The organism is Pseudomonas sp. IT-P12 (assembly GCF_949767465.1).
Taxonomy (GTDB): Bacteria; Pseudomonadota; Gammaproteobacteria; order Pseudomonadales; family Pseudomonadaceae; genus Aquipseudomonas.
The window spans coordinates 279940-299903 of the sequence record NZ_CATKPY010000021.1 but is presented as its reverse complement, the minus strand read 5'-3'; the positions used below and the strand labels follow the sequence as shown (position 1 = coordinate 299903).

The following is a 19964-nucleotide window of genomic DNA, read 5'->3' as shown; positions in this document are numbered from 1 at the left end:
TCGCGAGCATGCTCGCTCCTACAGTTTTTTGTGCTCAACGTTTCTGCATCCAGCTCAAGAACCCGCCTTTCTTGATCGGCGCCGGTTTGGCGATCAACGCCATTCGGCTGTTCTGTGTCCGCACCGCCTGCAACTTGTTCAGCGCGCGACCCACTTCCACCCGTTGCTCCATGTAGCTGCGCACCAGCGTTTTGTCGATGCGGTAGATGATGCACGAGGTCAGGGTGGTGAACGTCGCCTCAGAAGGGGTGTCGCCCAGGATGCTCTGTTCGCCCATCACCTCACTGGGGCCCATGCGTCCGGCTTCGGTGTGCCCGGCACCGTCCGGCACGGTGGCACTGACCACGCCCGTGGCGATGACCATCAGGCTCTCCGGCACTTCCTCCAGACCCAGCACCACCTGGCCCGCCGCGTATTGCTGCGCAACCATCGACTGCGCCAACTGATCGCGTTCATCGTCACTCAGGGAGCGGAAAATCTTGACCTCATCGAGCAGCGTCCGGGCGCGGGTCGTCGGCTCGATCACGCCATCGAGTCGACGGGAAATGCCAGCGGCTTCGAGGTGTCGATGCGCCAGGTCGAACAGTTGATTGCGCACTTCGCTTTTCTTGCCCAGCTCGGCGATGAAGCCGCTGACCACGTATTCGGACATGCTTTCGCCGGCTTCCTTGAGCACTGCTTTCGGGGCCGGATTGGACAGCAGGCGACTGCTGCCCTGCAGCGTGCGCTCCAGGGCATCCAGCACCCGACGTGGACGAATATGATTGGGCACCTGAATGCTGATCGACACGCCGTGCATGTTGTTCGGCCGGCTCAGGTTGACGATTTTCGCCTTGGCCGCCACCGAATTCGGCACCACGGCGGTGGTGCCGGCGCTGGTCAGCATGTGCGTCGCTCGCCAGTCAATGTCGAGCACCTTGCCTTCCACGCCGTCGATCACGATCCAGTCATCCACCTGATACGGCTTGGTGGTGTTGAGCACGATGCCGGAGAACACGTCGCTCAGGGTGCTTTGCAACGCCAGGCCGACGACGATGGCCACCACCCCGGAGGTCGCCAGCAGGCCTTTGACCGGCAACTCCAGCACATAGCCCGCCGCCGCAACGATGGCCGCCAGGAACACCAGTGCGCCGATCACGTCCTGCAGCAGGCGCCCGCTGTGACCGATGCGCCGCATCAGCACCAGGCCGATCAGTTCGGTCAGCACCCGCGCGGCGTACAGCCACCAGAGAATCCCCAGCGCCGTGGCGCCCAGTTGTGCCACCCGATCATCGGCGAACAGCGGCGCCTGCAACGGGTTGACCCCGGCGTTGATCCCGATGGCGCTGAACAACACGAACAACACCAGGCGCACACCGACCCGCGTGACGCGATGCTTGAACGGTGCGAGGTGCCAGAGCACGGTGTCGATGAGCAGCAGCAGGGCACTCAGGGACAGCAGGTGGTTGTAGATGAGTGACATGGGGCATCTCCGCAAAGGGGGGCTGGAATACTCCTGTGGGAGCGAGCATGTCGAGGCGTCGAACCGTCGCGATGGACGTTAACGATGGCGCGTGTTTGATGATTGAACGCGTCGTCTTCACATCCATCGCGAGCAGGCTCGCTCCCACAGGTTTTCTACAGGGGGGAAACTCAGTTCAAGTGAGTCTTGAGTTCCAGCGCCGCCTGGCGCACCGCCGCCTTGACTTCCGGAATCTGGCTCAGCGGATTGAGCAGGCCGAAGTCGTGGATCATGCCGTTGTAGCGCACGGCCGTGACCGCTACGCCGGCCGCATCCAGGTGGCGGGCATAGGCTTCGCCTTCGTCACGCAACACGTCGAACTCGGCGGTCTGCACCAGGGCGGCAGGCAAACCCTTGAGCTGTTCGGCGCTGGCTCGCAAGGGCGAGGCGTGGATCTGCGCACGTTCAGCCTGATCGGTGGTGTAGTTGTCCCAGAACCATTTCATCATGCCCTGGGTGAGGAAGTGGCCCTCGGCAAACTGCTGGTACGAGCCGGTCTCGAACTGCGCATCGGTCACCGGCCACATCAGCAGCTGAAAGCGCAGCGCCGGGGTTTTCTGTTCCTTGGCCATCAATGCCACGACCGCGGCCATGTTGCCGCCGACGCTGTTGCCGGCCACGGCCAGGCGTTTGCCGTCGACACCGATTTCCTTGCCGTGCTCGGCCACCCAACGGGTCGCGGCGTAGGCCTGGTTGATCGCGGTCGGGTACTGCGCTTCCGGCGATGGCGTGTAATTGACGTACACCGCGACGGCACCGGAGCCGACCACCAGGTCGTGGATCAAGCGCTGGTGAGTCGGGTAATCACCCAGCACCCAGCCGCCGCCGTGGAAGAACATGAACACGGGCAACTCGCCTTTGACCTTGGCCGGACGCACGATTTTCAGGTCGATGGTCTGCCCGTCGACCTTGATCGCACGATCGCTGACGTCAACACCCGAGAGGTCCACTTTCACCGAGTTCTGTGCACCGGTCAGCACTGCACGGGCGTCTTTCGGGCTCAACTGCTCGAGCGGCTTGCCACCGCCGGCGGCGAGGGCTTCGAGGAACGCCTGGGTATTGTGCTCGACGCCCGGGCTGCCTGCCGCGAAGGCATTGCCGACAGCGAGGGCGAGAAGGGAAGCGGTGAGGGTTTTCTTGACGACGTTCATGGGGCAATTCCTTTTTGATTGATTGGATGTTCGTAACCTGTTGGTCAGGGCTGCTGGCGCTGGGTTTCAGGCCTCAGCAACACCGTGGACACAGATTAATAAGGTGCCGTAAAAGGAAAAAGCGGCTATAAAGCGTTTAACTGTCAACCAGGGAGTGACAATGAACCCGTTCGAAGACATGCGTATTTTTTGCCAGGTCATGGACTCCGGCAGCTTCACCGCCGCCGCCGATCAATTGGGCCTGTCCAAACAGTTTGTCAGCCGCCGCCTGATGCAGCTCGAGGAGCGTCTGGGGGTTCGGCTGCTCAACCGTTCGACGCGGCGACTGGACGTGACGCCCCTGGGGCAGAGTTATTACGAGTCGGCCCTGCGCCTGCTCGGCGAGGTCGAACAGGTGGAGCAGGGCATCGCCGGCCAGACCACCGAGCCGCGCGGCAGTATTCGCCTGAGTGCGCCATTGTCCTTTGCGCTGGCGCACCTGGGCTGCCTGCTGCCGGTGTTCCTGCAACGCTACCGTGACGTCACGGTGGAAGTGGACTTGAGCGATCGGCCGGTGGACCTGCTGGGCGAGGGCTACGACCTGGCGTTGCGCATCGGTGTGCTCGAGGATTCGACGCTGATCGCCCGCCGCATCGCCACCATCCAGCGGGTGTATTGCGCCAGCCCGGCCTACCTGGCCGAGCGAGGCACGCCGCTCAAGCCCGAGGACCTGCACGGCCATGACTGCCTGCCATACGGTCACGGCCGCCAGGTGCAGTGGCGCTTTGCGGGGCAGGGCAAACCACTGGCAGTCAACGTCGCCGGACGCATGCGCGTCAACAACGGCGAGGTGCTCAAGGAGGCGGCCATTGCCGGGATGGGGATCACCTACCTGCCGACGTTCATCGTCGGGGCAGCGCTGAAGGATGGACGGCTGGTGCCCGTGCTGGAGGATTATCAGCCCGAACCGCTGACGTTGTCGGCGGTCTATCCGCAACATCGCCAGAGTTCGCGCCCGGTGCAGGCATTGATCGAGTTCTTGCGTGAGCGTCTGGATGGGGTTGAAGGGGGGCTGTAGGCTGCATTCCTTGTGGGAGCGAGCCTGCTCGCGATGGCGCTGGGTCAGTTAATGAAAATGTTGCCTGACAGCCGGCTATCGCGAGCAGGCTCGCTCCCACAGGGCGGGATCAGCTGTGGTCAGGAGCGTTTGTCGTCACCCGGCTCGGCACCCACATGCACGCCGTGATCATCGCCGATTTCACCGGAGCGATGAACGCCGTGGTCGTCGCCGATTTCACCGGAACGATGCACGCCGTGGTCGTCACCCGGTTCGGCGTGGGTGCCGCTGCGACCGGAGGAGGCGGTGTTGCCGGAGTGTCCCGAGCCATGGTCATTGCCGCTGTGACTGTTGCCGCCGTGGCTACTGCCGCTGCTGCCGTGGCCGCTGTTGCCGCCGCCATGATCACCGCCATGACCGCCACCGTTTCCACCGCCACCGCCAGAGCCGCCACCCCCTCCGCCGGAGCCTCCACCGCCCCCATGACCGCCGCCGCCACCGCCGCCACCGCCGCTACCACCGTCCTTGGCCTGTGCGCTCGATACGTGGGACAGGCTGTCCGGAATCAACACGGTCGAAGCGGACAGGACCGCGCCAATCGCGACCGCGAGTAAAAGTCTGTTGATGTGCATGTCGTTCTCCGTCTTCTTGTTTCGTTCTCGAACGTTGATAAACGATGCAACGTATTGCGGGTTCAATCAGAGAACACCTCACCGGTGGATTTATTCAGCGGCTCAGTGAATGCTCGAGGCCAGCTCGAAGATCGGCATGTACATCAGGATCACGATGACCCCGATCAGCAGGCCGATGAAGGTCATCAGCAGGGGTTCGAACAGGCGCACGAACCATTCGATCCAGCGGCTGATTTCCTCGTCGTAGAAGTCGGCACTGCGCTCCATCATTTGCCCGAGGTTGCCGGACTGTTCGCCCGCCCGCAGCAGGCGCAGGGACACCGGGGTGACGAGCCGGTTGAGCTCCAGCGCTGTCGACAGCGACTGGCCTTCGCGCACCCGTTCGCAGGCTTCGTCCAGGCGTGTCCGCGAGGCGACCGTGAGCAGGCCACGGACCATGCCCATGGCGGTGACGAGGGGAATGCCGCCTTGCAACAGGATCCCCAGCGAGCGATAAAAACGGGCCAGCTCATACATGAAAATGCGCTGATGCACCGCCGGGAGTTTTTCGATCAACCGGTCCACGCCCCGACGGAAGGTCGGTTGCCGTTGCAGGAAAGCGAGGCTGACGATGAGGCTGGCCAGGCCAGCGAAAAATTCCGCCTGATGGGCGTGCAGGAACATCCCGCTGCTCATCAGGATTTGCGACAGCCACGGCAGGTTCGAGCCCAGCCCTTCGAACACCAGGCTGAACCGCGGCACCACGTAGCCCATCAGAAACAACACCACGCCACCGCCGACGACCAGCAACAGCAAGGGGTAGATCGATGCGCTGACGATTTTCTGCCGGACCTCGTCCATGCGCTGGCGATAGCTGACGTAGCGACCCAGGGCATCGCCCACGGCACCGGTCTTCTCGCTGGACTGGACCAGGGCCACGTACAGCGACGGGAACACCGCCGACAGCTGGGCCAGGGCCTGGGAGAACGATTTGCCCTCGTACAGCAGGCGTACCAGTTCGCTCAGGGTCTTGCGGGCCTGGGGCGCGGTTTCCTTTTCAGCCAGGCTTTCCAGCGCATCGATCAACGGCAGGCCGGCATTGAGCAAGGTGGTCAGTTCCTGGCTGAACAGCACCAGGTTGAAGGTTTCGCGCTGGCGCAGGCGCAACGCCCGCCAGTGCCGTTCGGCGTGCAGGCTGACCACCCGCAGGCCCTGGTCCTCGACCATACGCCGCGCTTCGCTGTCGCCCTGGGCTTCGACACTCATCGAGACCACGCCGGCCTTGCCGACGGCCTTGAGATGAAAACGCATATTCACCTCCCGTCATTGCCAACTGGTGACTTCGGCGTTCTCGCCGTCACCACCGGGTTGACCGTCCTTGCCCATGGACAGCAAGTCGTACTCGCCGTTTTCGCCGGGGTAGCGGTAGGTGTAGTTGCGGCCCCAGGGGTCCTGCGGCAGTTTTTTCTGCAGGTACGGGCCGCTCCAGCGGGATTCGTCGCTGGGTGCGGTGACCAGCGCCTGCAAGCCCTGTTCGGTCGACGGGTAGTGGCCGACCTCCAGGCGATACAAGTCCAGCGCCTTGCCCAGCCCTTCGATCTGCGCCTTGGCCACCTTCACTTCGGAGCGGCCGAGTTGGGCGAAATACTTCGGTGCGACGATCCCGGCCAACAGCCCGAGCACCACCAGCACCACCAACAATTCGAGCAGGGTGAACCCACGTTGGGTTCGCACTGAACACCCCGGCGGGGTGCAAGACAGTTGCTGTTTCATGATGACCTCACAGAGTCGACAGAAGGGTCGCCCTGGTCGCTCATGCAATAGCCATGCTCACCCCCGGGGATCCTCGCGCAACCCTTGAATCATGGGCCTCCTCGCACTCGGCACAGTGCTTGCGTATGGCTGGTTCACCACCGGCCATTGGGGCAATAGCCCCATTTTTCGGGGTCGGTCAGGGGAGAAGAATAATGAGAACACTCACCGCGGGACTGCTCGGTTGTGTGCTGCTGGCCGGCGTTGCCCAGGCCGATGTATTCGTTTCCGTGGACGCCAAGGGCAGCTACGTTCTGTCCAACGTCCACCGCCCTGGTCGCACCTATGAGCGAGTGATTCACGAGCCGCAATCGTCGCTGGTCAGCCTCGATCAGCAACCGCAGATGATTGCCCGGCAACCCTACGCCGAGCTGGTGTCGGCGGCCGCCACGGCCAACGAATTGCCGGCGGCGCTGTTGCATGCGGTGATCCAGGCCGAGTCCGCCTATGACCCCCGCGCGCAGTCGGCAAAGGGGGCGGGCGGGTTGATGCAACTGATGCCCGACACAGCGCGTGAGATGGGCGTGACCAACGTCTACGACCCCAGGGCCAACATCCAGGGCGGGGCCAAATACCTCAAGCGCCTGATGACCCTGTTCGACAACGACATCGCCCTTGCCGTCGCGGCCTACAACGCCGGGCCGCAAGCGGTGCTCAGCCGTGGCGGGGTGATCCCGCCGTTCGCCGAAACCCAGCGCTACGTGCCGAGCGTATTGCGCCAGTACCGCCGTTTGCAGGGGCTGGCAGCCGATGCGCCGCTGTAATGGGGGTTGCCCCGGAAGTGGGGCATTACCCCCTGAATGCTTCAACGACCCGACCACTGTTCGCGAAGGCGGAAGGTCAGTCGAGATGGATGTTGGCTGATCCACCGCCATCGCGAGCAGGCTCGCTCCCACAGAGGCATGTGGTGCTTATGGCACAGCGCCTCAACCCGAAAAGTGGGGGAGTGGGTGGGGGATTTCCCCCGACTTATCAAGTCGTTTGTGTAAGCAATTGATAAATAACAAAAATATTTATGGCATGCGGATTGCTCCAGGGGATTTGTCGAGAACCATTCCCTGTGAGCACCCACAGCGAGGACCCTGATCATGACCGGCATCCCCCACGCTCATCACCTGGTTAACCTGTTGCTGTTTCTGGCGCCGCTGTTGGGCGTCGAGCTGGCCGAAGCGGCCGCGCGCTGCGAACGCAATCTGGTGGCAAACGTCGTGGCGCTGGACCAGCCGCTGATGTTCAACCGCCTGGGCGCACAGAACGTCAACGGCATGATGTTCGCGTTGCGCCATGATGTGGTCGATGAGCAGCAGGTGCCCCTGGACAAGGGCGGAGCAGCGGTGCCGGGCAAGGTGTCGCTGCGCGCCGACAAGCGCCCACGCCCATTGGTCCTGCGGGTCGCCGCCGGTGACTGCCTGACCGTCAACCTGCAGAACCTGCTGGCGTACCAGGCCAACCCGAACAAGCACTTCGAGGATGACGACGAAGGCGAAGAAGAGGGCGAGGAAGAAGAAGGCGAATTCGAAGCGGTTGGCGGCGGCAGTCAAAACTTCAAGGCCGACGAGCAGGTCGCCGACCGCCATGTGGGTTTCCAGGTCAACGGCCTGCAGGCAGTCAACAGCATCGATGACATCTCTTCCTTCACCGGGCGCAACGCCAACACCCTGGTCGCGCCGGGCGCCAGCCGTTCCTACACGCTGTTCGCCGAACGCGAAGGGGCGTTCACCGTCAGCAGCCGTGGCGCGACCTTTGGCAGTGAAGGCGCCGCCGGCAACAACGCCAACGGCCTGTTCGGCCAGGTAGCGGTCATGCCCAAGGGCGGGCGCAGCTACCGCAACACCATCACCGAAGAAGAGATGCGCCTGGCCAGCACCGGCCGTACGCCGGCCGGTCATCCCATCGTCGACTATCAGGCGCGCTACCCGCAGCGCGAACCCTGGATTCGCGAGGGCAAGGCCGGCAAGCCGATCATCAACATGGTCGACGGCAATGAGATCGTCTCCAGCGAAGCCGATGCGATTGTCATGGGCAGCAACGCCGACGGCAGTTTTCCGGCCGTGACCTATCCCCTGGAAAGTGTCGGCAAACGCAACCCGGCGCTGCCCAACCGGCTGGAACCGTTCCGCGATTTCTCGGCACAGTTCCAGGATGAAACCGCCGTCACCCAAGCCTTCCCGGCATATTTCGCCGACCCGGTCATGAGCCATGTGCTGGAGCCGACCCGCGATTCCTTCATGATCAACTACGGGGCCGGTGGCATGGGCGCGGAAGTGCTCGCCAACCGCCTGGGCGTGGGGCCGATGCACGATTGCCTGTCCTGCGCCTATGAAGAATTCTTCCTCAGTGCGCACACCGTCGGTGACGTGGCGATGCTGGTCGATGTACCGGCCAACGTCGGGCTCGAAGGCATCACCCCCGGCCAGGCACCGAGCGCCGATCAGGTGGGGGTCAAGGCCACAGCTGCGCTGTATCCGTCGGAGCCGTCCAACGTCGCCCACAGCTACATCGGTGATTTCGTCAAATTCCGCAACACCCACAACGGCTACGAGCACCATATCTTCCACCTGCACGGCCATCAGTGGCTGTTCAACCCCAACGATGACAACTCCGACTACGTCGATGCCCAGGGCATCGGCCCAGGCGCCGGCTACACCTACGAGATCGCCAATGGCGGCTCGGGCAACCGCAACCGGGTGGCGGGCGATGCGATCTATCACTGCCACTTCTATCCGCACTTCGCCCAGGGCATGTGGGCCATGTGGCGGGTGCATGACGTGTTCGAGGAGGGCACCCGGCTCGAGGTCTCGGACCAGGGCGCCGATGGTTTCCACACTGAGCCTTATGCCCTGCGCAACGGTAAACCCGCCGCCGGTGCACGGGCCTTGCCCGATGGCGAAATCGTCGCCGGCACGCCGATTCCGGCTGTAGTGCCGCTGCCAGGCAAAGCCATGGCACCCATGCCCGGCAAGGTCGCGGTCGTACCGAAAATCGGTGAAGCGCTGGTGGCTGGCCATGAAGATGACGATGAGGAAGGCGACGACGACGGCGAACATCACGAGGGCGGTGCCCAGGCCATCGGTTCTCTCGCCCTGATCGATCGCAGCGAAGCCAACCGCAACGCCGACGGCACCCTGAAAAACCCCGGCTATCCCTTCTGGATCGGTGGCATGGAAAGCTCGGTCGGCCAACGCCCACCGACCCCGCCACTGGACATGCTCGACGCGGCCACGGCGCAGGCCTTGAAGGCCAGCGGCAAGGCGCTGTGGGCCAACCTCGACCCCAATCAGTCCGGCGGCTGGGACGGCGGTTTGCCGCGTCACGCCCTGGGCGGTGTCGCCGAGGGCGGCGAGGCCGAGACGGTCACCACCTCCCTGGATTTCTCCAAGGCCGTGACCCGGGCCAAACCGATTTACCTGCCGGAAGAGGGCACCGAAGTCGAACAGGCAGCGATGGCCTTCCATGCGAAAAAGGATCACCCCAGCTACGCCGTGCTGCCCGGCAGCCAGGTGGTGGCGCGCAACTTCCGCACCAACGGCGCCTTGCCGATTGCTGGCGCGCCTTACTACGAACCGTGCATGGATGACCGGCAAAAACGCCTGACCAGCAGCGCCGGTACCGGCGAATTCGCCAGCGGTGAGCGCATGGATGGCATGTCGTTCATCGGCTCCTCGACCTTCACCGCCGATCGGCCACGGGTGTACAAGGCCGCCAATATCCAGTTCGACGCGGTGTACAACAAGGTCGGCTACCACTTCCCGCAGGCGCGCATTCTCGCCCTGTGGGAGGACGCCTGGCCGGTGATCACCAAGCAGCGTCCGCCAGAGCCACTGGTGATGCGCATGAACACTTTCGACTGCGTGCAGTACCAGCAAACCAACCTGGTGCCCGCCACTTACGAGATGGATGACTATCAGGTGCGCACGCCGACCGACGTGATCGGTCAGCACATTCACCTGCCCAAATGGGACCTGACGTCTGCCGATGGCTCGTCCAACGGCTGGAACTACGAAGACGGCGTGCTTTCCCCCGGTGCCGTGCAGGAGCGCATCCACGCCATTCGCGAGTTCAACCAGTGCGAAGGCACCGACCCGCGTGACGGCACTCCGGCCTGTCCGAAAGCGAAAAACCACCCGTACTTCGGCCAGTTCGGTCGGGCAGACTGGGTGGGCGCACGCACGGCCATGCAGCGCTGGTTCGTCGACCCGGTGATCAACACCCAGGGCATCGACCGGGGCCTGGGCACCATCTTTACCCACGACCACCTTGGCCCATCGACTCACCAGCAGATCGGCCTGTACGCCACTGTACTGGCTGAGCCGGCCGGTTCCACCTGGTTTCATGCCGAAACCGGCGAGCCGCTGTACAGCGGTGCGCGGCAGGACGGCGGTCCGACCTCGTGGCAGGCGGTGATTTCCACTGGCGATCTGGACTATGACGGCAAGAACGACAGCTTCCGCGAGTTCTTCCTGGAGTACAGCGACTTCCAGCATGCCTATGAAGCCGGTGTCTACGTCGGCGCCGGCCCCAACGGCGTGCCCAACCCGCAAGCCTACCCGGCCACCGCCGACAGCTTCCGCTACGCGATCAACCCGCCGGTGCGCGACAACACCAGCCAGTTGCTCGAAGCGGTGGTGGAACTGCGTGGCGGGGTCAAACCGGGCTGCCCAAGCCGGCCATGCCCGCAGGCGATCTCGGTGGATGACCCGGGCATGTTCGTCGTCAACTACCGCAACGAACCGCTGGCCCTGCGGGTGTTCGACCCGAACAAGGTCGGCCCGGACGGCAAGCGCGGCATGCAGGCCGACGGCCTGGGCGGTGACCTGGCGTACGCCATGCAGAGCCGTACCGACCGTGCGATCCCGGCGATGAACCTGGCGCCGAACCTGATCACCTCGGCCACCGGTCCCACCGGCGGCACCACGCTGTTCCCGCCGCACATCAACAAGGGCGGCGCCGAACCGGGTGACCCGTTCACCCCGATGCTGCGCACCTACACCGGTGACAACGTGCGGTTGCGGGTGCACGCCGGCGGTCACGAAGAGGAGCACAACGTCACCCTGCACGGTGTGAAATGGCTGCAGAGCGGCTCCGGCTTCGGCGCGAGCTCCAACTCCGGCTGGCGCGCCTCGCAAATGGTCGGGATCTCCGAGCAGATGGGCTTCAACGCGCCGGTGTCGATGATCTCCAGCGCAGCGGCCACCACCGGTGACTACCTCTACACCATGGACGCGGCCATCGAGGGCTACTGGAACGGTATCTGGGGCGTGATGCGCAACTACACCGCGCAACGCAGCGATCTGTTCGCGCTGCCCAACAACTCGAAACCGACCGGCATGCGCAACACCGTGGCATTCGACGGCATCTGCCCACGGATCGGTGCCAACCCCAATGGCATCGGGACCCGGCCGACCGTGCAGCGCAACTATGAAGTGGTCGCCGCGCTGGCCAACGACATCCTCAGCAACCCCCTGGGCCTGAGCATCGGCGACCCGGCGGGCATCGGGCAGCATGTCGGCGGGCCGCTGAAACCCACCGGCGGCACCCTGGTGCTCAACTCGCGGACGATGAGCATCCCGCAGGTGACGGTGGTCGACGAAGAGGACGGCGAAACCTTCACCATCGGCGGGCAAAGCGGGCCGCTGCATGACCCGACCGCCATCCTGTACGTGCGCAAGGGCGACCTCGATGTGACCACCGGCAAGCTCAAGCCCGGTATTCCTGTCGAGCCGCTGATCCTGCGCGCGGCGGCCGGTGACTGCATCAACATCACCCTGGAAAACCGCCTGCCGAGCGTGATGCCGGACCTGGCCCAGACCGCGATCCTGCAGGGCCTGGCCAAGCGCGACCGCAACGACAGCATGGGCTCGACCACCTTCAACAACAACCTGTTGCGGCCATCGAGCCATGTGGGGCTGCACGCGCAACTGCTGGCGTATGACATCACCAAGTCCGACGGGGCCAACGTCGGTGCCAACCCGATCCAGACCGTGCCACCCCGCGTCGGCAATACCGGTGCCTACCCGACCCGTACCTACCAGTACTACGCCGGGCACCTGGAGCGTGAAGGCAAGCCGATCACCCAGCTGGGTCGCAACGTTGACAACATCAACGCCACGGCGGTGGAGTTCGGCGGGTTGAACATCACCCCGGCGGACGTCATCAAGCAGCCGCAAAAAGGCCTGGGTGGCGCGATGAGCATCCTGCCGATCGGCTCCACCTGGGTTGAGGATGCCAAGCGCGCGTCGGCCACGGTGACGGCCCCTGGCCAGACCAGCTACCGCGACTTTGCGATGGTCTGGCAGCGCGCGCTGAACACCCGCTGGGCCAATGGTCGGCCGGTGGAAGGCATCGCCTCGGAGGGCAATGGCGTGCCGAACGATCCGAAGGACAACGCCAGCATGGCCATCAACTACAAGGTCGAACCGATCTGGTTCCGCTTTGGCCTGGCCCCCGATGCACCGTTCGGCCACGCCGGCAGCCCGGGCAGCTACGGCAACGTGCCCAATGCGCACATGGCCTACAGCAACGCGCTGGTGGGCGGCGATCCGCAAACGCCGGTGTTCTACGCCAAGCCGGGGCAGCCGTTCCGTACGCACATCCTGATGCCGTCCGGTGGCAGTCGCGGTTCGACCTTCCAGCTCGACGGTCACGTCTGGTCGGTCAACCCGTTCGTCTCCGAGAAGAGCGACCTGGGCGGCTACCCGATGGGCACCCCGGGCATCGGTTCGGTGAAGTTCGGCTACAACCCGATGTCGATGTACATCGGCGCCCGGGAAAGCGTGTTGCCAGCGGCGCACTTCAGCTTCATGCACCCCAGCGCCGGGGGCAGCAATGCGATCGCCGGGGACTACCTGTACCGCGACAACGCGTCCTTCGGTAATACCGCCGGGCTGTGGGGGTTGTTGCGGGTGACCAATGAACCGGAGCCGGCACCGGCTCCTTAACCACCGCTGTACCTGTGGGAGCGGGCTTGCTCGCGAAAGCGGAGTGTCAGGCACTGAGATGCTGGCTGTGCTGGCCTCTTCGCGAGCAAGCCCGCTCCCACCAAGAGCGCCGCAGTACCTGTAGGAGCGGGCTTGCTCGCGATGGCGGAGTGTCAGGCACTGAGATGTTGGCTGTGCCGGCCTCTTCGCGAGCAAGCCCGCTCCCACCAAGAGCGCCGCAGTACCTGTGGGAGCGGGCTTGCCCGCGAAGGCGGAGTGTCAGGCTCAGAGAGGTTGGCTGTGCTGGCCTCTTCGCGGGCAAGCCCGCTCCCACATGAACGCGTGCACCGATCTGTCAGGGGAGAACAAGAAAATGAACAGAACCATTGCACTGGTGGCCGGTACGTTGATGGTGGGGGCGGCGGTCATCTGGCTGAGCGTCTGGCGGGCCACGCCGCCGACCGTGCTCAGCGCCGTCGCACAGCCCGATACCGGGGCTGGCCAGACGCTGGAGCGCGACGGCGTCACGGTGGCGCTGCAGATGCGGTCACTGGCCGAGGACGGGGTGCTGCGCGAAGGCGAGTTTGCCGACGTGCTGTTTCGCATCACCGACAAGGCCTCCGGTCAACCGCTCGCCGGTGCCGCGCCGGGTGCCTGGCTGGACCCGCAGGCCATGGCCGCCGATCAGGCCCAGGGCCGGGACAAGAGTTGCAAATCGCGGGTCGGCACATTCCTCAAATCCAACATCGGTGCGCGCCCGCTGCTGGACCTCAACAGCTACTTCCTGCTGGTGATGAACCGCGATGCCAGCGTCATGGTGGTGGACCCGTCGGTCTCGGTGGGCGGCATCACCAGCACCCTGGCGCGTATCGACATCAAGCAACCAGCGATGGACTGGGTGACGCCCAGGGACAACAAACGGGTGTTCGTGTCGATGCCGGCCGCTGATGAGGTGGCGGTGATCGACAGCGAACAATTCAAGGTGCTCGACTCGGTCGCGGCCGGCAGCCACCCGGTCCGTGTGGCCCTGCAACCCGATGAACGCCTGCTGTGGGTCGGCAACAACGCCCCATCGGCCGAACAGTCCGGGGTCACGGTGATCGACACCCGCAGCCTCAAAACCCTCAAGCACCTGGCCACCGGCGGCGGGCATCACGAAATCGCCTTCAGCCGGGACAGCCGCTTCGCCTTTGTCACCAACCGCGACGACGGCACCCTGAGCATCATCGACATCGCCAGCCTGACCTTGATCAAGCAGCTCAGGACCGGCTCGCACCCGTTGTCGGTGGTGTATTCGCCGCTGGCCGGCGCCGCGTACGTGACGGATGGTCAGGACGGCACGGTGACCGTGGTCGACGCCGCGAGCCAGTCGGTGCGCCGGGTGATCGCCTTGAAACAGGGCCTGGGCCCGATGGGCTTCAGCGCCGACGGCCGCTTCGGCATTGTGCTCAACACCCTGGAGAACCAGGCTGCGGTGATCGACGCCGCCACCGATTCGCTGATCCACACTCTGGACGTCTCTGCCGAGCCCTATCAAGTGGTGTTCACCAAGGCCTACGCCTATGTGCGCGGGCTGGCGTCGTCGAAGGTGATGATGATCAACCTGGCGTCGCTGGGGGAAGGGCGCAAGCCCATTACCCAGGGTTTCGAGGCCGGTACCCAGCCACCACGCATGGCCGGCGACCTGCCGCTGGCCTCCAGCCTGGCGGTGTCGCGTGACGACAACGCGGTGTTCGTGGTCAATCCGGTGGACAACACCACCTACTTCTACGCCGAAGGCATGAACGCCCCCATGTCCGGCTACCCCAATCGCGGGCAACTGGCACGGGCGGCGCTGGTCATTGACCGCAGCCTGCGCGAAATCGAGCCGGGCCTGTACAGCGCGCGGGTCAAACTGCCGGCGGCCGGACGTTTCGACGTGGCTTTCCTGCTCAACCAGCCGAACATCGTCCACTGCTTCAGCACGCTGATCGAGCCGGACAACAGCGGCGCGGCACCCACAGGCGTGGCGAAAGTGGAGTTCCTGCTGGACAAGACCACTGCCGTGCTCGGCGATCCCTACACCGTGCGTTTGCGCATTGTCCAGGGCAAGCAGAACGTCGTGCGCAGCGGAGTCGAAGACGTACAGCTGCGCTACTTCCTCGCCCCCAGTTCAAGACCGCAACGGGTGGTGGCGCGCCACATCGGCAATGGCATCTACGAAGCCCCGGTCACCCTGGATCGGCAAGGCGCCTGGTACCTGCACGTCAGTGCGCCGTCCCTGGGCGCCGGTTTCGGCGACCAGACCTTTGCCAGTGTCCGCGTACTGGCCGACACCGCTCATTGAAGAGGACCTCGACATGAATCGATTTACACACCGTGGCCTGCTGACACTCTGCCTGCTGGCTACCGGCATTGGCCAGGCGCTGGCACATTCGACGGGCGAACATGCCGGGCATGCCATGCCGGCCAAGAGCGCCAGCGCCGAAAGCACCCAGGTCAAGTTCGCCAATGTCCCGCTGGTGGACCAGAACGGCCAGAACGTGCACCTGGAACACGACCTGGTCAGCAACAAGATCGTGGTCATGAGCTTCATCTACACCAGTTGCTCCACGGTCTGTCCAGTGGTCTCGTCGATCATGGGCAAGGTGCAGCAGCAGTTGGGGGCGCGGGTCGGCAAGGAGGTGCAACTGGTGTCGATCAGCATCGACCCGCAGCGTGACGACGCCCGGCGCCTGAACGACTACGCCCGCGCCTTCCAGAAAGGGCCGGGCTGGAGCTGGCTCACCGGTTCGCCGCAGTCGGTCAACGAAACGCTCAAGGGGCTGGGCAGTTTCAGTGGCGACTTCAAGAGTCACCAGCCGCTGATCCTCGTCGGTGACGGCAACAGTCGCCACTGGACGCGCTACTACGGCTTCACCGACCCGGCCGTGCTGACCCGTGAAGTGGAAAAGCTCAGCGGCCAGCGCAACGCCCACGCCAAACACACCGCCATCGCCAGCACGGAGCAGCAGCCATGAGAGTCGTCGACTGGATTTCATTGACCCTGTGTTACTGCATTTTCAGCTCGATGGCGTTCGCCCATGAAGGCCATGAACCCGCCATGCCGACGGTCGCCGCGACGCAACCGGCGAGCGGCACGCGCGATGCGAAAACCTGGTTCACCGATACGCCGTTGCAGGACCAGAACGGCAACACCCTGCGCTTCTACAGCGATGCCCTGCAAAACCGCGTGGTGCTGCTCAATGTCATTTTCACCAGCTGCAACGATGCCTGCCCGTTGATCACCCAGAAGCTCAAGGACGTGCGTGAAGTGCTGGGCGACAAGGCGGACGACATCACCTTCATTTCCCTTACCAGTGATCCGCTGCGGGACACGCCAGCGGTGCTCAAGGCTTACACCTTGAAACAGGGCGTCGATGGGCCCCACTGGTTTTTTCTCACGGGCGACAAGGCGCAAATGGACCTTGTATTGAGCCGCATCGGCCAGATCGTGCCGACCCCCGAGCAGCATTCAACCCAATTGATCGTCGGCGATGTGGCCAACAAACGCTGGAGCAAGATCCGTCCCGATGCCCCGGCCGCCGCCATTGCCCAGCGCTTGCAGCTGCTGACAATGCCCGTGGCCGGCCGTTGAGGGCGCGCCATGAACCTCAGCCTGGTCCTTGGCCTGCTCCTGATCGCCGGATGCCTTCCGAGCGCTGGTGCGTCGCCCCTGAGCCCTGAAGAAAGTGCCGGCAAACGCCTGTATCGCGAGGGCGTATCGGGCAGTGGCGAGCCGATCATGGCGCGGGTCGGGGCGGCGGACATGGTGTTGCCAGCCACCCGCCTGCCGTGCGCCAACTGCCATGGCGCCGATGGTCTGGGCCGGCCCGAGGGCGGGGTGCGACCGCCGGACCTGAGCTGGTCGCGGTTGACCAGCCGCCACGGCCAGCAGCACATCAATGGCCGCGACTACCCGGCCTACACCGAACGCACACTGGCGCGGGCGGTGCAGGAGGGGCGTGATCCGGGCAACAATCGCCTCGACCCGGCGATGCCGCGTTTCGTGCTGTCGATGAACGACCAGCGCAACCTCACGGCCTACCTCAAGCGCCTGGCCGAAGAACGTGATCCCGGCCTGACGCCCGACAGCCTGCACCTGGGCACCTTGCTGCCCAGCCAGGGCCTGCTGGTGGAGGAGGGGGCGACGGTGGCCGCGGTGCTCAACGGGAGTATCGCGCGTATCAACAAGGCGGGCGGGATTCACGGTCGACAATTGCGCCTGACGATCATTGATCCGGGCCCAGACCTGGCCAGTGCCGAACGCGCGCTGGGCCAGTTGATCGGGCCGGAGCAGGTGTTCGCCCTGATCGCGCCGCTGGCACCGGCCCTCGATGCGCAACTGGTGGCGCGCCTGGAACAGGCGGGTATTCCGCTGATCGGCCCGGTGTCGTTGCAGGGGGCGACGCAGAGCAGTCGGCAGATTTTCGAACCGATGCCGGGGCTGCGCGAACAACTGTTCGCCCTGGCCGATTACGCCACCGACAGCCTGCGCGTGCTCCAGGGCCCGACGCTGATCACCTACCCGAACGAGCCCGGCCAGCAGCAGGCGGCGCAAAACCTCGGGCAATACCTGCTGCGACGCGGTTGGCAGAACGTCAGCCTCAATGCCTACGACCCGACGCAGGAACAACTGCCGCTGGGCTCGCGGTCCGTGTTTTACCTGGGCTGCGGCGAGGATTTCAGTCGCTTCGCCGCACGCCTGCAAACAGCGGGGCAGGTGCCTTACCTGTTCGCCACGTCCAATCAGGTGGCCGGTGACCTGTTGCAGGTGCCCAGCGGTTTTTCCCGGCGGGTGTTCCTCTCCTATCCGTTCGTGCCCAGTGACTGGACGCAGGCCGGGCGCCTGGCCCTGACTCAGGTGCGCGAGCAGCAGGGACTTGGCGGCCAGCACTCGGTGCTGCAAGTCGGGGCTTTCAGTTCGATGCTGCTGCTCAGCGAAGGCATGAAGCAGGCCGGTCGCGATGCCAGCCGCGAGAAGCTGATCAACGCCCTGGAAGGCTTGCATGATTTCGACACCGGGCTGACCCCGCTGATCAGCTTCGGGCCGGGGCGGCGCCTGGGCCTGAACGGCGCACACATCGTCACCGTGGATCTGCCTGACCAGCGTTTCTACCTGGTTGCCCCCTATAAACCGGTGACGGCGACCCCTTGAGCGGAGGCCTCGATCATGACATTCAACACGTTACTGATACTGCTGACCCTGTGGTTGCCCGGGGCATTGGCCAGCAATGGCCCGGCGGTTGCGCGGGTCAATGATCAAGAGATATCGGCGTTGCGCTTCGAACGATATTTTGCCGAATACCTGGAAGATCAGGGCCGCGCGCTGGGCAGCATTCGCAACCCCAAGGCGTACAAGCAATTGCGCCAGCAGGCCCTGGACGCGCTGATCGATCGTGAATTGCTCTGGCAGGAGTCGGTCAAGCGCGGTGTGGTCATCAGTGATGCTGCCGTCGACAACCAGGTTGAACAGATGCGCGCCGCCAGCGGCGGTGCCGAGAAATTCGCCCGGCGCCTGGAAGATGCCGGTTTCGACGAGGCCGGTTTTGCCGAGTACACCCGCCGCGAGCTCGCGGCCCGGCAAGTGTTCGAGCAGTTGACCCGGGTGGACGGCCCGGACGAACAGCAGGTTCGGGCGTTCTACGACCAGCACCGCGCCGAAATGGGCCAGCCGGAGTCCGTGCAGGCCCGGCACATCCTGATCAAGGTCGCGCCCGATGCCGACGCAGCAGCGGTCGAGTCGGCTCGACTACGCTTGGTGCAGATGCAGGTCAGGATCGCTCAGGGCGAGGACTTTGCCAGCGTCGCCCGCAGCGGTTCCGAAGATGCATCCGCCAGCGCGGGCGGGGACCTGGGCTATTTCCCCCGTGGACGGATGCTGCCCACGTTCGAAGCGGCAGCGTTTGCCTTGCAGCCCGGTGGGGTCAGCGAGCCGGTCCGCACACCGCTGGGCTGGCATCTGATCTTTCAACAGAACCACTTGGAGGCGGTCGATGTCTCAGAAACACAGGGACTGGAAAGTGTCAGGGCGTACCTTGCCCGACAGCAACAAGTCCAGGTTCGTCAGCAGGTGTTTGCGCAGTTGCGCTCCAGCAATCGAATTCAAAGGATTGACGGCGACTGAGGATTGGCCCCCCAATAGTGGGGGAAAAGCTTCGGCGACCTTTCGTGCGCTTCCCCGTCTTTGGGGAAAAGGGTGCCTGGACGAACAGGTGATTCGAAGCAATTCAATGGGATGCAGTGGTGAAATTACCGGCGCTCAGCCTGGCATGAAGTGTGCGTTAGCCCTATCAAGGCGCGCACTCCACCAGGCTCGGAAATCGGACCTGCGGTTTCAAGGAGTCCACCTTGTTAAACAAAGTACTGGTTGTTGAAGACGAACAGCTTCTTGCAGAAAACCTCAAGGATTACCTTCAGGCGCAGGAACTGGACGTTCGGATTGCACATGACGGTGCGACGGGTATCGGTGAAGCCGAACAGTTCGCACCCGATGTGATGGTGTTCGATTACCGCTTGCCTGACATGGAAGGTTTTGAGGTGCTCGAAGCTATCCGCCAGAACAGGAACTGCCACTTTGTGCTGATCACCGGGCACCCGACCGCTGAAGTCTGCGAAAGGGCCCACCAGCTGGGTGTCAGCCATATCCTGTTCAAACCGTTTCCAATGGCGGAACTGGCCCGAGCCGTGTGCGACCTTCTGGGGATGAAGCGTGAACCCCTCACCGGCATGGGCACCGCCGAAGGTTTTGTCGAACGACGCCAGAGCAGGAATGAGAGTTTCCCGCTGCAGTTGTACGACGGCAGTTGGGTGCTGGCGGATCGCCGACGAAGTTCGGCCTCCAAGGCACCAGACGACGAACAATTGCTCACCGGGGAGTAAAGGCGCGACAAGCCGCTGCGGTCTCCACCGTAATCG

The 19964-nt window shown here is 64.2% G+C and carries 14 protein-coding genes; 9 read left to right on the top strand and 5 right to left on the bottom strand.

What is annotated here, in order from left to right; all coding sequences use genetic code 11:
• Positions 1-34: 34 nt before the first annotated feature.
• Complete coding sequence (locus ACM6IM_RS10360; RefSeq protein WP_414865069.1) at positions 35-1462, bottom strand: mechanosensitive ion channel domain-containing protein; 1428 nt, start codon at positions 1460-1462, stop codon at positions 35-37.
• Positions 1463-1632: 170 nt separating this feature from the next.
• Positions 1633-2652, bottom strand: coding sequence for an alpha/beta hydrolase (locus tag ACM6IM_RS10355; RefSeq protein WP_414865068.1), 1020 nt, complete (start codon positions 2650-2652; stop codon positions 1633-1635).
• A 160-nt stretch (positions 2653-2812) separates the two neighbouring features.
• Here ACM6IM_RS10355 and ACM6IM_RS10350 point away from each other — a divergent pair, with 160 nt between their 5' ends.
• The gene (locus tag ACM6IM_RS10350; protein WP_192301623.1) at positions 2813-3709 is read left to right on the top strand and encodes a LysR family transcriptional regulator; all 897 of its coding nucleotides are present in this window, start codon (positions 2813-2815) and stop codon (positions 3707-3709) included.
• 119 nt (positions 3710-3828) lie between these two features.
• Here the strand turns inward: ACM6IM_RS10350 and ACM6IM_RS10345 are convergent, their stop codons facing one another.
• From ACM6IM_RS10345 to gspG, 3 genes are all read right to left on the bottom strand, one after another.
• Positions 3829-4320 (bottom strand): hypothetical protein, encoded by a 492-nt coding sequence (locus tag ACM6IM_RS10345; RefSeq protein WP_414865067.1) that lies wholly within the window; start codon positions 4318-4320, stop codon positions 3829-3831.
• 102 nt (positions 4321-4422) lie between these two features.
• The gene (locus tag ACM6IM_RS10340) at positions 4423-5610 is read right to left on the bottom strand and encodes a type II secretion system F family protein (RefSeq protein ID WP_414865066.1); all 1188 of its coding nucleotides are present in this window, start codon (positions 5608-5610) and stop codon (positions 4423-4425) included.
• A 12-nt stretch (positions 5611-5622) separates the two neighbouring features.
• On the bottom strand, positions 5623-6072 hold the full coding sequence (gene gspG, locus ACM6IM_RS10335; RefSeq protein WP_201189116.1) for a type II secretion system major pseudopilin GspG: 450 nt from the start codon (positions 6070-6072) through the stop codon (positions 5623-5625).
• 194 nt (positions 6073-6266) lie between these two features.
• On the opposite strand from gspG, the gene ACM6IM_RS10330 reads away from it, so the two are divergent.
• The 8 genes from ACM6IM_RS10330 to ACM6IM_RS10295 all read left to right on the top strand — a co-directional run bounded on the left by ACM6IM_RS10330 (position 6267) and on the right by ACM6IM_RS10295 (position 19928).
• A complete protein-coding gene (locus ACM6IM_RS10330) occupies positions 6267-6875 on the top strand; it encodes a lytic transglycosylase domain-containing protein (RefSeq protein WP_201189114.1) in 609 nt (202 codons plus the stop codon).
• Between the two features lie 324 nt (positions 6876-7199).
• The gene (gene mnxG, locus ACM6IM_RS10325; RefSeq protein WP_414865065.1) at positions 7200-13049 is read left to right on the top strand and encodes a manganese-oxidizing multicopper oxidase MnxG; all 5850 of its coding nucleotides are present in this window, start codon (positions 7200-7202) and stop codon (positions 13047-13049) included.
• Between the two features lie 352 nt (positions 13050-13401).
• Complete coding sequence (locus ACM6IM_RS10320) at positions 13402-15354, top strand: cytochrome D1 domain-containing protein (RefSeq protein WP_414865064.1); 1953 nt, start codon at positions 13402-13404, stop codon at positions 15352-15354.
• A gap of 13 nt (positions 15355-15367) precedes the next feature.
• On the top strand, positions 15368-16027 hold the full coding sequence (locus ACM6IM_RS10315; protein ID WP_414865063.1) for an SCO family protein: 660 nt from the start codon (positions 15368-15370) through the stop codon (positions 16025-16027).
• Positions 16024-16644: an SCO family protein gene (locus tag ACM6IM_RS10310; protein WP_414865062.1), complete on the top strand. Its 621-nt coding sequence runs from the start codon at positions 16024-16026 to the stop codon at positions 16642-16644. Before ACM6IM_RS10315 ends, ACM6IM_RS10310 begins: the two co-directional genes overlap by 4 nt.
• Positions 16645-16653: 9 nt before the next feature.
• A complete protein-coding gene (locus ACM6IM_RS10305; RefSeq protein ID WP_414865061.1) occupies positions 16654-18204 on the top strand; it encodes an ABC transporter substrate-binding protein in 1551 nt (516 codons plus the stop codon).
• 15 nt (positions 18205-18219) lie between these two features.
• Positions 18220-19173 carry a peptidylprolyl isomerase gene (locus ACM6IM_RS10300; RefSeq protein WP_414865060.1) on the top strand — a complete coding sequence of 318 codons (954 nt, stop codon included), beginning with the start codon at positions 18220-18222 and terminating at the stop codon, positions 19171-19173.
• A 224-nt stretch (positions 19174-19397) separates the two neighbouring features.
• Positions 19398-19928 carry a response regulator gene (locus ACM6IM_RS10295; protein WP_201189101.1) on the top strand — a complete coding sequence of 177 codons (531 nt, stop codon included), beginning with the start codon at positions 19398-19400 and terminating at the stop codon, positions 19926-19928.
• Positions 19929-19964 lie beyond the last annotated feature (36 nt).

Coding starts and splice junctions, on each gene's coding strand:
- ACM6IM_RS10360 (WP_414865069.1), bottom strand. CDS start 1,462: ATGTCACTCATCTACAACCACCTGCTGTCCCTGAGTGCCCTGCTGCTG.
- ACM6IM_RS10355 (WP_414865068.1), bottom strand. CDS start 2,652: ATGAACGTCGTCAAGAAAACCCTCACCGCTTCCCTTCTCGCCCTCGCT.
- ACM6IM_RS10350 (WP_192301623.1), top strand. CDS start 2,813: ATGAACCCGTTCGAAGACATGCGTATTTTTTGCCAGGTCATGGACTCC.
- ACM6IM_RS10345 (WP_414865067.1), bottom strand. CDS start 4,320: ATGCACATCAACAGACTTTTACTCGCGGTCGCGATTGGCGCGGTCCTG.
- ACM6IM_RS10340 (WP_414865066.1), bottom strand. CDS start 5,610: ATGCGTTTTCATCTCAAGGCCGTCGGCAAGGCCGGCGTGGTCTCGATG.
- gspG (WP_201189116.1), bottom strand. CDS start 6,072: ATGAAACAGCAACTGTCTTGCACCCCGCCGGGGTGTTCAGTGCGAACC.
- ACM6IM_RS10330 (WP_201189114.1), top strand. CDS start 6,267: ATGAGAACACTCACCGCGGGACTGCTCGGTTGTGTGCTGCTGGCCGGC.
- mnxG (WP_414865065.1), top strand. CDS start 7,200: ATGACCGGCATCCCCCACGCTCATCACCTGGTTAACCTGTTGCTGTTT.
- ACM6IM_RS10320 (WP_414865064.1), top strand. CDS start 13,402: ATGAACAGAACCATTGCACTGGTGGCCGGTACGTTGATGGTGGGGGCG.
- ACM6IM_RS10315 (WP_414865063.1), top strand. CDS start 15,368: ATGAATCGATTTACACACCGTGGCCTGCTGACACTCTGCCTGCTGGCT.
- ACM6IM_RS10310 (WP_414865062.1), top strand. CDS start 16,024: ATGAGAGTCGTCGACTGGATTTCATTGACCCTGTGTTACTGCATTTTC.
- ACM6IM_RS10305 (WP_414865061.1), top strand. CDS start 16,654: ATGAACCTCAGCCTGGTCCTTGGCCTGCTCCTGATCGCCGGATGCCTT.
- ACM6IM_RS10300 (WP_414865060.1), top strand. CDS start 18,220: ATGACATTCAACACGTTACTGATACTGCTGACCCTGTGGTTGCCCGGG.